This is a genomic window from uncultured Sulfuricurvum sp. (genome assembly GCF_937936435.1).
Lineage (GTDB): Bacteria > Campylobacterota > Campylobacteria > Campylobacterales > Sulfurimonadaceae > Sulfuricurvum.
In genome coordinates, this window is record NZ_CALDDG010000020.1 from 1 (window position 1) to 12,107 (window position 12,107).

General features: G+C 45.1%; 13 protein-coding genes. 2 read left to right on the top strand and 11 right to left on the bottom strand.

What is annotated here, in order from left to right:
- The 9 genes from Q0389_RS02390 to Q0389_RS02430 all read right to left on the bottom strand — a co-directional run.
- The coding region (locus Q0389_RS02390) for a DUF2400 family protein (RefSeq protein ID WP_298691251.1) at nucleotides 1-507 on the bottom strand (507 nt) is incomplete at its 3' end.
- On the bottom strand, nucleotides 504-1,772 hold the full coding sequence (locus tag Q0389_RS02395) for an RNA polymerase factor sigma-54 (protein ID WP_298691253.1): 1,269 nt from the start codon (nucleotides 1,770-1,772) through the stop codon (nucleotides 504-506). The genes Q0389_RS02395 and Q0389_RS02390, both read right to left, overlap by 4 nt.
- A gap of 5 nt (nucleotides 1,773-1,777) precedes the next feature.
- Nucleotides 1,778-2,500, bottom strand: a complete 723-nt coding sequence (gene lptB, locus Q0389_RS02400) for an LPS export ABC transporter ATP-binding protein (RefSeq protein ID WP_298691255.1) — start codon at nucleotides 2,498-2,500, stop codon at nucleotides 1,778-1,780.
- Complete coding sequence (tsaE, locus tag Q0389_RS02405) at nucleotides 2,493-2,903, bottom strand: tRNA (adenosine(37)-N6)-threonylcarbamoyltransferase complex ATPase subunit type 1 TsaE (RefSeq protein ID WP_298691257.1); 411 nt, start codon at nucleotides 2,901-2,903, stop codon at nucleotides 2,493-2,495. The genes lptB and tsaE overlap by 8 nt, the downstream gene beginning before the upstream one ends.
- Complete coding sequence (trpD, locus tag Q0389_RS02410) at nucleotides 2,900-3,880, bottom strand: anthranilate phosphoribosyltransferase (RefSeq protein WP_298691259.1); 981 nt, start codon at nucleotides 3,878-3,880, stop codon at nucleotides 2,900-2,902. Before trpD ends, tsaE begins: the two co-directional genes overlap by 4 nt.
- On the bottom strand, nucleotides 3,877-4,125 hold the full coding sequence (locus Q0389_RS02415; protein ID WP_298691261.1) for an RNA-binding S4 domain-containing protein: 249 nt from the start codon (nucleotides 4,123-4,125) through the stop codon (nucleotides 3,877-3,879). The genes trpD and Q0389_RS02415 overlap by 4 nt, the downstream gene beginning before the upstream one ends.
- Nucleotides 4,126-4,321: 196 nt before the next feature.
- A complete protein-coding gene (locus Q0389_RS02420) occupies nucleotides 4,322-5,083 on the bottom strand; it encodes an MBL fold metallo-hydrolase (RefSeq protein ID WP_298691263.1) in 762 nt (253 codons plus the stop codon).
- Nucleotides 5,073-6,590, bottom strand: coding sequence for a response regulator (locus Q0389_RS02425; protein ID WP_298691265.1), 1,518 nt, complete (start codon nucleotides 6,588-6,590; stop codon nucleotides 5,073-5,075). Before Q0389_RS02425 ends, Q0389_RS02420 begins: the two co-directional genes overlap by 11 nt.
- Nucleotides 6,591-6,639: 49 nt before the next feature.
- Complete coding sequence (locus tag Q0389_RS02430) at nucleotides 6,640-8,379, bottom strand: YgiQ family radical SAM protein (protein ID WP_298691267.1); 1,740 nt, start codon at nucleotides 8,377-8,379, stop codon at nucleotides 6,640-6,642.
- A 59-nt stretch (nucleotides 8,380-8,438) separates the two neighbouring features.
- Here Q0389_RS02430 and Q0389_RS02435 point away from each other — a divergent pair, with 59 nt between their 5' ends.
- Both Q0389_RS02435 and Q0389_RS02440 read left to right on the top strand, forming a co-directional pair.
- A complete protein-coding gene (locus Q0389_RS02435; protein ID WP_298691269.1) occupies nucleotides 8,439-8,870 on the top strand; it encodes an iron-sulfur cluster assembly scaffold protein in 432 nt (143 codons plus the stop codon).
- A complete protein-coding gene (locus Q0389_RS02440; protein WP_298691271.1) occupies nucleotides 8,867-9,700 on the top strand; it encodes an iron-binding protein in 834 nt (277 codons plus the stop codon). The genes Q0389_RS02435 and Q0389_RS02440 overlap by 4 nt, the downstream gene beginning before the upstream one ends.
- Before the next feature lie 76 nt (nucleotides 9,701-9,776).
- Here the strand turns inward: Q0389_RS02440 and Q0389_RS02445 are convergent, their stop codons facing one another.
- Nucleotides 9,777-11,735, bottom strand: a complete 1,959-nt coding sequence (locus Q0389_RS02445) for a LapD/MoxY N-terminal periplasmic domain-containing protein (RefSeq protein ID WP_298691273.1) — start codon at nucleotides 11,733-11,735, stop codon at nucleotides 9,777-9,779.
- Between the two features lie 2 nt (nucleotides 11,736-11,737).
- On the bottom strand, nucleotides 11,738-12,107 hold a 370-nt coding region (locus tag Q0389_RS02450; protein WP_298691275.1), incomplete at its 5' end, for a transglutaminase-like cysteine peptidase.

Consider the following 12,107-nt stretch of genomic DNA (forward strand, 5'->3'; position numbering starts at 1 on the left):
CATCCATCTCAAATACATCATCCAGCGTTTCATGGCAGACGCTTTTGCTACCGATTGGATCGGCTTGCCGATCAAAAACTCGTATCCTTGCGAACGATACGGATTCAGCGTATACAAAGTATCAATCAGTGCAGAAAGTCCTTCGATCACTCCGCCTGTGCGATATCCCCGCATAAATACCCTCTCCGCACCGCCCATCGCGATTAGTTTTTGGAGGGTTAGAAACCATTGCACTACGTCTTCATTTTTTTGAAATCGGTAATATTTGTTTTTCACCTGAAATCGTAGTTCGTCTTCGGAAAGTTTTTGTAACCCGATATCCAAAGAGGCAATAAAAGCGATAATCGCCTTCACATTTCCATAGGCAAAAAGGGCACAGGTCAGGGCATGATGGGGATCGCGGTAAAGACGGGCGATCATCAAAGGGTCAGGGCGTTCGGCACACAATTCGCTATCGCAGTTACGAGCCGCAACCTGCTTCTCCAGATATTCTTGGATGGTATTCAAGAACGTCCCAAAAGATACAGCTGCTTGCGCTCGCTCGATCCCGCAATATTGAGCTGTTTACGGTATTTTGCAATGGTACGTCGAACCATCGTAATTTTGAACTTCTCCTGGATCAGTTCGAGCAGTTTCATATCGCTCAGCGGTTTTTTATGCGATTCGTTACGCACCAGTTCGCTGACATACTCTTTGATCGCGGCATTCGAGACGTCTTCATCGATGGCCGTCGTAAAAAAATCTTTCATCGGATAAATACCTCGATCACACGCAATGTATTTGTTGGCAATAGCCCGTGAGATCGTCGAAGGGTTATGTCCGAATTCATCCGCCAACGTCTTGAGGGTGAGAGGTTTGATCGCACCTCCGAGAAAAAAATCGTACTGGTATTCGACGATCATCAAACCGACTTTGTATAAAGTGGCTTTGCGCATTTCCAATGCATCGACGAGACTTTTAGCCTCTTTGAGTTTTTCACGGACAAACGGATGATCGACTTTATACCCATTGTCGATCGTAACGCTTGGATAATACTGATCGTTCAGTCGTACCTCGATCCCCTCTTGTTCATCGTTATAGATCATCAAATCGGGGACAATCTGCGTCGAATCTTCCAAATAATCGATAGCCGGGGGATTTTTAAAGCTGCCGATGACTTTCATGGCCTCTTCAAATGCATTCTCTTTGCGGTACGATCCCAACGCATCAAGATCATTAATCATTTTACACGCCAGCGAATATCCTTCGTCGCTGATAGATGCGGAATCCAGCTGAAACAAAAACGATTCGGAAACGTTCACAGCTCCGATCCCGACCGGTTCGACATGGATAAAACGGAGCCGTACTTTTTCAAACTGCTCCTCTGAGATACCGTGTTCAATACAAAATTTCTTTGTATCCCCTTCGTAATAGCCCCCCTCATCAAGATTCTCGATAACGTACGTGGCGATCATTTGAGAAAGGGGGGTCGGAAACAAAGAAGAATCGATCTGTTCTTGCAAAATATCATAAAGGCTCTTCACCTGGATTGTCAGTGCTTCAATCGCTTCGCTGTGGGAGTTTTGAACGTAGCCGAATTGGATTTTTTTGGGGATTCGGGCTTCAAACGACTCTTCATACCCCGATTTAACATCGATGAGAGGATTGCCCTCGACGAACGGAACCATCGCTTCTCCCAGATCGCTTAGGCTCGATTGAAGAATCGGCAGCCAATTGCGTAGGGTGTTGGAAAGCTTATTTTTAAGTTCGACCGATGTTTTAACCCGTAGCATAGAGGTTAGAACTTGAACGATTCACCGAGATAGTGTTGGCGCACATCTGGGTTATGTGCGATCTCGTCGCTCGTTCCGGAAGCGAGGAGTTCGCCGCTCTTGATTACATACGCGCGATCGCATACCGCCAGTGTCTCCCGAACGTTATGATCGGTGATTAAGACGCCGATACCGTACTCGACTAATTGAGAAATAACGCTTTGAATGTCCATGACCGCTATCGGATCGACTCCGGCAAACGGTTCGTCCAAAAGCAAAAACCGGGGTTTATTGACTAAAGCGCGGGCGATTTCCGCGCGTCTGCGCTCCCCGCCGCTAAGATTGATCCCCCGACGATTTCGGATCGGTTCAATATTAAACATTTCCAACAGCTCTTCGATTCGTTGCTGTGCCGTCTCTTGATCCAATTTCCCCGCCTGTGCCGCGATCACAAGATTTTCTTCGACTGTTAAGTCTTTAAAAATAGACGCTTCTTGAGGCAGATAGCCGATTCCCAGCCGCGAACGCTGATGAAGCGGCTGATTCGAGACATCTACTCCGTCGATAAAGACCTTACCGCTTGTCGCTTCGATCAATCCGCAGATCATATAAAACGTCGTCGTTTTCCCGGCACCGTTCGGCCCTAAAAGCCCGACAACCTCTCCCGTATGAAGTTCCATACTGATCCCGCGGACGATCTCGTGTTTTTTGATCGTCTTAACCAGATGATCGATTTTCAACTCATGCACACTGCACCTCGTAACATCGCAAATTTGTATCGCATTTCGTAATTTTGAGTATTCTAAATTCCATTCCGATTCGCTTGAGCCATTCTATCAGCATCTCATCTCCCCACTCAATCAAATGATATCCAGGACGTTCCAGCTCTTCGAGCATCCCTAAGGAGAGAAATTTCTCAAACCCGTAATTATATAGATCGTAGTGAAACAGTTTATCTCCATAATGCTGCTGCAACGAAAACGTAGGTGAGGTCACTCCCTCTTTTATTCCCAAAAAAGTGGCAAAAGCCTGTGTAAAGGTCGTTTTACCGCTCGCTAAATCCCCCTGCAGAACAACGATACCGCCATCAGGAAGTTCTTGGGCTATCGTTGCGCACACTTGCGACACTTGATCGAGCGAAAGTTTCATCATAACTTGGAAGATACCGAAACGATTTGGTCGAGTTTTCGTGCGGCCTTTCCGCTAAAAATCGCTTCGCGGGCGATTTCCAAAGCCTCTTGAACATCCGAAGCCATCCCGTCTGCTATCAGCGCATATGCCGCGTTGATCAGCACCATATCTCTTTGGGGATCGGTCGCCCGGTTATACAGTACATCCCGAAAAATTTTTGCATTTTTTTCGACATCACCGCCTAGAATAGCCTCAAAAGGAGCTTTTCGTATACCGTAACGTTCGGGGTCAATCTCGAAATAATCGATACGATCGTCTTTGAGTTGTGCGGCATACGTAATATCACTGATACTGATTTCGTCCATCTTCTCCCGCGAACTGACGACAATTGCCGACTTCACTCCGCCCATTTGTGCCGCTTCGGCCATCTTCGAGACGAAAACCTCATCAAAAACACCCAACAAAAGTTTGGAGAGTCCTACCGGATTGGTCAACGGTCCCAAAATATTAAATACCGTCTTCTCTGGGATGCTTCGACGGATAGGCATGATGAACTTCATAGCCGGATGGTGATATTGTGCAAATAAAAACGTAAATCCCGTCTCTTCCAGCAATTTAGCACTTTTGTCTAAACTCAGATCAAGCTTGATTCCCAAATGTTCCAAAACATCGGCGCTTCCCGATTTCGATGTGATGGATCGGTTTCCGTGTTTGGCGACATAGGCTCCGCATGAAGCAAGAAGAACCGATACCGTCGATGAGACGTTAAAACTTCCGCTTTTGTCCCCTCCCGTCCCGACGACATCGATCAATTTTTCTTTTAGTTCAGGGGCTACGTCCAATGCCAATGCATGACGTTTCATGACTTCTGCCGCCGTCGCGATCATCGAGGAAGATGTCTCGTCATTCAAAGTCAGTGAGAGTAAAAATTCCCGCATCTCATCGTCGCTGAGACGATGTTCGAATAACGCCTCAAAATCCGTTTTGGTCGGGTTCATACTAATTCCTTGACGTAAAGATGCTGCTGAGATTTGGGAGTGGATTTGATCGTCGGTAAAGCCAAAACTTCGTACCGCATCTGTTTATCAAGATAGACCAGGGTGATTATGTCGCCGATGGCAACGTTTTTGGAGGCTTTGACTGCTTTATCATTGATATACACGACACCCTCGCCGATCATATCCTGAGCGACGGCACGTCGTTTGGTCAGATTAACCGCATTTAAAAATTTATCGATTCGCAAAGAGGTTCCGTTCTATTTAAGTTTGAACGCCAAACGGAGCGAAGCCCCGCTTGGCTACGCTAGCCGCTATGGCACTAAAGCTTGCCTCTTATGAGGCAGATGTTTTTTGTGGATTTATTGTAGGTAAATGAAGCTAAAAGAGAGGTAAGAGCGCAAAAATTGTTCCACTATTTTTACGGACGAGTGATCGTGTCGTTTAGGCGAGATAAATCTCGTCTATATGTTCCGTTGCACACTCCAGTTCTTCAAACCATGCTAAAAAAGCAGCTACATTTTCCCTATGGAAAAGTGAGCCGTGCTGCGGCGCTATCGTATCGATATCATACCGTCTGGCTTCCCGCACCCACGCGCGACAAAAAAGGTTGGACGCCATATAGCGGCGATGAAAACTTTCCAGATACGGACGATGGGATTCGAAATCATCCACCCGTTTGTTCAGATTTTGCGGCGATAGAACTGCCGCACCGATATCTCCCGAAAAGAGAATTTTGGATCGGCTGTCATACAATGAAAAATTACCGGGGCTATGGAGAAAATGAGCAGGAATAAACTGGATAAAATCTTCACCGAAACGAATCCTGCCTCCGTGATCCGGCAATGCGACGATTCTCGCCGTATCTACCAGCCCGAAGTGCCCCATAAAACGGGTCCATAATCCCGAAACAACCAATTGGGCGCTCGTGGCGACACTCCATTCTGCAATTCCGCCTGCCACATCGGGGTCTTGATGGGAGAAAAAAATGTATTTGATTTTTTGAGGGTCAATATGACGCTCGATCGCATCGTAGAGTTCTGAAAAAATCGAACTGCTTCCCGGATCGATCAATATTGCACTTTCATGCTGAACAAGAAGAAACTGATTAACCGATAGAGAGTTCTCTTCCTGCGCTTCGTCTTCCAAACTGAACATCACGCATTTATGTGTTCCGTCATCGAATAATACGTTTTCATTGTCCATATTGCATCCCCCTGAATTCGCGGATCAAATACATCTGCTGCTTGGCGATGTAATCGATCAGCTGTTTATAAATCGCTCCGTGCAAATCATACATGAAAACAACCTCAAAATGGTGTTGTTGCTCAATAATTCTAAAAATTTCAGCTTCGGTATTGATGATAAGATGCTGCTGTATTTTCCCCAAAACCATGTCTAAAATCACTTTCTCACCGACTTTAAAACCGGCAGGCAGTGAAGAGATTTTTAAGCGCACCGCTTTAATCGAGATATCGGAAAGCTCAATGTCCGCATCAAATTTATGCTCTTGATAGAGCAGTGTCACTTTTGCTTCGGCATTCGGTGGGACACGGATATATTGGCGACGTATCGGACTTGAAGATGCCATTTTGCATTCTCCGACTTTCAGCGTCTGTTGATCGAAATTAATACCGAGAATATCGTTAGATTCGATAAACATCGGAAATATATCGGATGCAAGAATGACTCTTTTTTCAAATTGAATCGCTTTGAGCTGCATAAATGTCGTTTTAATCGTTATACCGCCCTCGTCGATCGTGTGGATAATCGCATCGTTAGTGATACTAAGCCCTTTATAGAGGTTATGCAGTTTAATTTTCGCATTATTGCGTTTGGCCATTTCCAAAAGGCCCAAAAGCGCTTTTTTATCATTTTGCACCGACTCTTTTTCGACGGCATTGGCATCAAAAAGTTTTAAAAGGTTCAATTCGGTAACGTCGTTAAGCGAGAGAACGTAATAATCCTCTTTTTCCGGAATGGTTTGCAAGCTCAAAACGAAGTGGTGACTTTTATCCTCTTTACCCGCAATTTTTACGTTGTAGAGTTTTCCGGGATTGTGTTTGGTCTCCCTTAACCATTCGATATGGTTGTGATTATACAAAAAACCGCTGTGGGGAAGAAAAAGATCTCCGAAATTAAAAAACTGTTTTTGAAACTCTTCTACACTCGATGCTCCGAAAAATTCCAGACACGGTTGATTCGCTATCACGACTGTTTCCGTATGGAGTAGAAGAACAAGATTTTGCTGATAGTTAAAAATATTATGCAGATGCAGATTAAACAGTCGTTGATGCATTTGTCGACGAAGTTCTAGAGCGCACCGCTTCAGGACATCGACGATCATTTGGACACTGATCGGTTTTGCAAGACAATCAAAGGCCCCTATTTTGAGTGCTTCATGCAAATATCGTGGATCGTCTCGGGACATCATTAAAATGATTTTGGTTTCAGAATCGATTTGGAGAATTTCGCGAGCCAAAGTGAAGCCGTCCATATTGAGCATATGAATTTCACTGATTACTACCGCACTGTGATGTTTTTTGAAAAGTTCCAGGCCGCTTTCGCTGTCAGTGGCGGAATAAACCGTATCGAAAAATTTTTGAAAAAGCTGCGTCGCCTGTTTATTCAAAGAGATATTGTCTTCCACATACAAAAGCGTATGCGTCCGCAGCGCGTTTCGGAGTTCCTTCAAAACTTTCGGGTCTATCATATAAGCCTTTCGAATAGAATCGAAGCTTATAGGATAGCGCAATTTTGCTCTAAGATGCAAACCCGCTTTTAAAAGTGTCTTTGGCGACGACGATCTGCTTTTGTTTCTCTTTACGCGCCGTGTCTTTTTCGACAAAAATCTTCTTACGTGTCACAGGGTCCATCTCGGTGTAATACATCACCGCCGAGTAGGTTCCCGGTGTCGGAGTAAAGACCTGTGCCTGTTCTGGATTCATCTTCAGCTCTTCACTCGTAAAACGTTTTAGATCGTGCATATCTTTTTCGGTACATCCCGGATGGGCAGCAATCAGGTAATAGGTCAGGAACTGGTTTTTCCCCTCTTCGCGATTTAGACGGTCATAGAGCTTTTTAAAATCGACTAACGTTTGTTTTCCCGGTTTATTCATCAGATGCAAGACATGAGGCGACGTATGCTCGGGGGCCACTTTCATCTGTCCGGAGATATGGTATCGAACCATCTCTTTGAGATAATCATAACCGTTACGTTTGTCCTCAGTAATGAGATCATAACGCACCCCGGATGCGACAAACGCTTTTTTGATTCCGCGCACTTCGCGCAGCCGACGGAGCAGATTGATCACACGGGTGTGATCGACCTTCATCGATTTACACAGATGGGTATCATCGACGCATCGCTGATGATCGCACGTACCGTGTTTGAGCTTTTTACTGCACTCATATCCGTACATGTTTGCTGTCGGACCGCCCACGTCGCTGATAATCCCTTTGAAATCTTTATATTCCGTAAACTGCTTTGCTTCCGCGAGTATCGACTCTTCGCTTCGGGTACGGATGGTACGCCCCTGATGGACGCCGATGGCACAGAAGTTACACTCTCCCCAGCACCCCTGATGGGTCATGATCGAGAATTTGATCGTCTCAAGACATTTTACGGCACCGTTAGGACGATGATACGGATGAAGTTCTCGAGTAAACGGGAGTGTGCTGACGGCATCCATCTCATTCTCATCGAGATAATCCGCCGGAGGGTTTTGGATACTGTAGCGTCCGTCGACTTCCTGGCACAAGCCGTTAGCCGAAATCGGATCGTTATTGTCATAAAAGATATCGAACAAATCGATGTACTTCTCTTTGTCATCCAAACATTCCTGATGCGAAGGGAGGCTCAGATATCCTTCCCTCGCCTCCTTGGCAATATAACATACTCCTCGGATATTATGCGGTTCTTCGCCACATTCCAGTGCTTTCGGAAGAGCGATAATCGCCCCCTCCCCCATCCCATAGATCAGATAGTCGGCTTTAGAATCAAAAAGGATCGGTTTGCGCAGTTTGTTGGTCCAGTAATCGTAATGGCTTACCCGCCGCAAACTCGCTTCGATCCCTCCCAATACGATAGGAACGGTATTTTTGAAATGCTTGCGTATCAGGTTCGTATAGACCAGTACTGCCCGATCGGGTCTGGCGTTATTGACCCCGCCGGGGGTGTAATCATCGCTTTTGCGAAACTTTTTCGTCGCCGTATAATTGGCGACCATCGAATCGACGCTTCCGCCGCTTACCCCCCAAAAGAGCCTCGGTTCTCCCAATCGTTTGACATCTTCCGCCGTAATGTCGGGCTGTCCGATAATCCCGACGCGGTACCCTTCCCGTTCCAGTATCCGCCCCACGACTGCAACGCCGATAAAGGGCGAATCGATATAGGCGTCCCCGCTGATAAGGATAACGTCACACTGATCCCATCCGCGTGCATCCATTTCGGCACGGGTAGTGGGGAGATAGCGTAAAGTTTCGGAAGTTATGGTTTTCATGATGGGATTGTACGGCGAGGAGTCTTACAAAGAGGTTCAACCTGCGCTATAATCTTTAGATGGAAAACAATCTGAATCAAGAGATCATCGAGCATCTCATGCACCCTCGCAATTACGGTCCGCTTGAAAATCCTACCGGTATCGGTGTCGGTCACAGTGAAAAAAGCGGCGAGTTTGTCATTTTTTATCTTTTAACAGAAGATAAAATCATCCGTTCGGTCGGTTATGCGACAAACGGATGTCACGATACTGTCGTACTCGGATCGATGTTCACCGAAATGATCAAAGGGGAATCCCTCGAATACGCCGATAAAGCCGCCGAAAAATTACAGGCCAAAGTCGCTCTCGGACCGATCAAACAGCAAGCGTGTGCCCAAATGGTCCTCACTGCATTCAAAGCTGCACAAATACATGAAACCAATCGTCTAAAAGGTTCAAAAGAGGAACTTCACGCGATTGAAATCGATATGGAATGCGAGGTAGAAGAATGATCGACGAAACACTTTTCCGACGGAAACACCAACTTTGGCTGAGACTTGCCTTTATCTCATTCGCTGTCAATAATCCGTGGATAAAAAAACGCCTTTACGAATTTTCATTGATCGAATTTCGCCATCTCAAATGGTTGGCACAAACGATGCTCGAAAACGATTCGAACTATAATTATGATCGTGATCCAACTTTTAATATCGAAGCCGAAACGTTGTTTGATCTCCTTCACACCGCGATCAATGAAATCAAAGTCGTCCATATGTTTTACAACGGCAGCGCTTTGTCCGAACGGATGCGCAATGATGAAAACTACATGCTCCAATCTTTCGAGGGATATTTGACAAATCTCTCCATTGATGAAAAATTATCGGCGTTTGACAGGAGTCGTATTTGGCCCGATACACTCCTCTCACATGAAGAGAACGATGCACTTACCCTCTTTTTATTCGAAGAGAGCTATAAAGAGTATGAGTTGATCATGGTCTATTTTTATTCACAGATACGTGCCGAAACAGCAGTACAAGCCCTTTATTTTCAGGACTTGATCGACGAATCGCATTTTCACCTTCGCTCATTCGGTGAGATGATGGCCAAAATGGGGATATTATCCTTGCCTAGAATGCTTCACCCTCGGACCTATATCATTGAGGACATGGAACATTTTCTCACCAACGGAATCGCCGAAGAAGAGAATGCAAAAGAAGAGTGCCGTAAACTCTCTTCTTCCATTACCGATGAAAAATTATCGACTTTTTTCGATTTCATTAATTATCAGGAGAGTTATCACATCGAAATTATGAAAAAACTATTAAAGGAAAAACATGGTTGAACAAGGCAACATTTTCATTCTTCTCGCAGTAATTGCCCTCTTTGCATTCGTCCTCACCCGAAAAAAAAGGTGAAATTTACAACAGTGAAACTGGTGCGATATAGGTCCCCTGGAAACGCTCGATTCCCAACTCTTTGAGTTTTTCAACTTCTTGGGGTTCTTCAATATTGATCGCAATAATCGAGATTCCCAAACTTCGCACAACATTATGAAAACTTTCTCTACTTTTTCCCGTTGTATCGTCAAACATCATATCCTGTAAATACGCGCTGTTGGCCTTGACGTAATCAGGACGGATTGCTTGAAGATAATGCGCACCGCTTTCGGGAATCGTGAAGTGGTCGATACCGAAATGGTATCCGAACATTTTAATCATCGATGCGATCGTCGAAACGGCTTCAAGTTCATGAATCGCCGTCGTATTACTCACTTCAAACCACAACTTCAAATCGCTTTGTCGGGAAAAGAGTTCCAGATGAGATCGCAACCATTGAATATTGGCATATTTTTTGACAAAATCGCCGCTGAGATTAAGTGCCAGAGGAGTCATCGTATTTTGCTCTTTAACGTGTTTTATCACTTTTTCGACCATATAACGGTCTAATGTATCGATGAGCCCCAAACTTGTCGCTACCGGGATAAAATACCCTGCAGAGTGGATTGTCCCTTCCCGATCGAGCAATCGGAGGAAAATTTCTTCGTGAATAATACTCAATTCGCCGGCTCGTTGTTCCACTGCACTTTGAAATGCCAACAACATCCGCGATTCATTCAAACTTTGAAGAAGTTCGTTACGCCACTCTTCCCGTCCGAGAATCAGCGAATCCTCTTTTTCCTGATCGATTTCGATCAAAAAATTCCCTCGGAGTTTCGCTTGGGTAACCGTATGGTCGGCACGTGAAAAAAGAGATTTCAACGTATCTTTCTCAGTGTATGTCCCTACCGCCGATCCGATGACTAAGTACTCGCTCACCGTTGAATCGATCCCTTCAATCACCGTTTTTACGTTTAGAAGCAGTTTTTCGATCTGATGAACGACACTGGAAGTATCGCATGAAGGAAGTGCTGCGAAAAAATCGCTTTCATTGAGCCGTGCAATCAATGCATGATGAAACGGACCCACCTGAGCGTTCATCTCTTCGGCTAAGTGCGTGATCAATTTGCTATAGCGCTCATACCCTTTTTCACGCTTTAACCGATCGATCTCATCAATACTTACCATCACGTACACTCCCGATGAGAGCGATGCGTCGGATTGAAGATAATCGGGAAGTTTAGCCGTTAAGTAGCGCCGATTGTTCAGTTTTGTCTCCGCATCTTTATATAAAAGCTCATGATATCGGCGCAAGGTCTCGTTTTCACGCTCAAAAATATCTCTGACTTTTTCCACCATTGCATTCATCGCAACGGTAACCGAACGAAATTCCGTGGTAAAAGGAATTTTTTTCTCGATGATAAACTCGTTATCGATGATCGCTTTGGCCTGATCCCGAATCCGCTTAAGCGATTTTAAGCTCAGAGAGAGAAGGAGATAGAGCAATCCGAAAACTACCGCACCGATCATTAAAAAGGTTTGCGACAGATCAATCAACGTCGAATAAAGCTGACGATAGGCATTCCCAGTATGCCCGCTAACTTCGAGTGTTCCAAAACGGCTCCATCCTATCATAATATCACTCGTTGCTGTAGCGTTTTGGATCGGAACCCAGTGGATAAACCATTGCGGAACGTCGATAACGCGAACATCGTTTTCTCTCGTATAGATTTCTTTTCCCTCGACATCGACCAATCGAATGCGCTGATAGTACCCGCTGTCATAAATGGCATTGATCATCGTCTCCATACTCGACGTATCGGAAGGATCGGCAACCTTGGAGAGAGAAAGTCCCAGCGAGTGCGCCGTATTTTTGGCATCCGTATAGAGTTGATTTTGGACAAACTCTGTAGCCGATTTAAAGTTTAGGATCATGACCGATATCAGTATGATTCCCAAAAAAAGGCTTAACATTATCGCCATCTGTTTAAATAAACTCATTTCTAATCCTTTTGTCGAGTTATTATCAATTCATCCCACGGACGCTTCTGCCGTGCCGCCGCAGGGACCATTTTCCCGATTTGAGCCTGTTTTGCATTAAAAAGCTCATCTCCGCTAAAACTGTAAATCGGCACTAAATCATCCCGTACCGATGCCGGAAGAATTTTGTAGTTGTAGTTATCCATGACGAGCGGAATTGAGCGGGGGGTTTCATAATAGGTCAGAACCATGTGAGCACTTTTATAGCGAATCGATTTGGCATAGGTCATAAAGAGCTTCGAGGTCGGGACACCCAGTTCTTTAAGGGTAAAGTATTTGGCAATAACATAATCTTCGCAATCGGCTTTATCTTTTCCGATAAACTTCAACCGT

Excerpts from the sequence above, each read along its gene's own strand:
- Q0389_RS02395 (WP_298691253.1), bottom strand. The coding sequence starts at position 1,772 with ATGCTACGGGTTAAAACATCGGTCGAACTTAAAAATAAGCTTTCCAAC.
- tsaE (WP_298691257.1), bottom strand. The coding sequence starts at position 2,903 with ATGATGAAACTTTCGCTCGATCAAGTGTCGCAAGTGTGCGCAACGATA.
- trpD (WP_298691259.1), bottom strand. The coding sequence starts at position 3,880 with ATGAACCCGACCAAAACGGATTTTGAGGCGTTATTCGAACATCGTCTC.
- Q0389_RS02420 (WP_298691263.1), bottom strand. The coding sequence starts at position 5,083 with ATGGACAATGAAAACGTATTATTCGATGACGGAACACATAAATGCGTG.
- Q0389_RS02425 (WP_298691265.1), bottom strand. The coding sequence starts at position 6,590 with ATGATAGACCCGAAAGTTTTGAAGGAACTCCGAAACGCGCTGCGGACG.
- Q0389_RS02430 (WP_298691267.1), bottom strand. The coding sequence starts at position 8,379 with ATGAAAACCATAACTTCCGAAACTTTACGCTATCTCCCCACTACCCGT.
- Q0389_RS02435 (WP_298691269.1), top strand. The coding sequence starts at position 8,439 with ATGGAAAACAATCTGAATCAAGAGATCATCGAGCATCTCATGCACCCT.
- Q0389_RS02440 (WP_298691271.1), top strand. The coding sequence starts at position 8,867 with ATGATCGACGAAACACTTTTCCGACGGAAACACCAACTTTGGCTGAGA.
- Q0389_RS02445 (WP_298691273.1), bottom strand. The coding sequence starts at position 11,735 with ATGAGTTTATTTAAACAGATGGCGATAATGTTAAGCCTTTTTTTGGGA.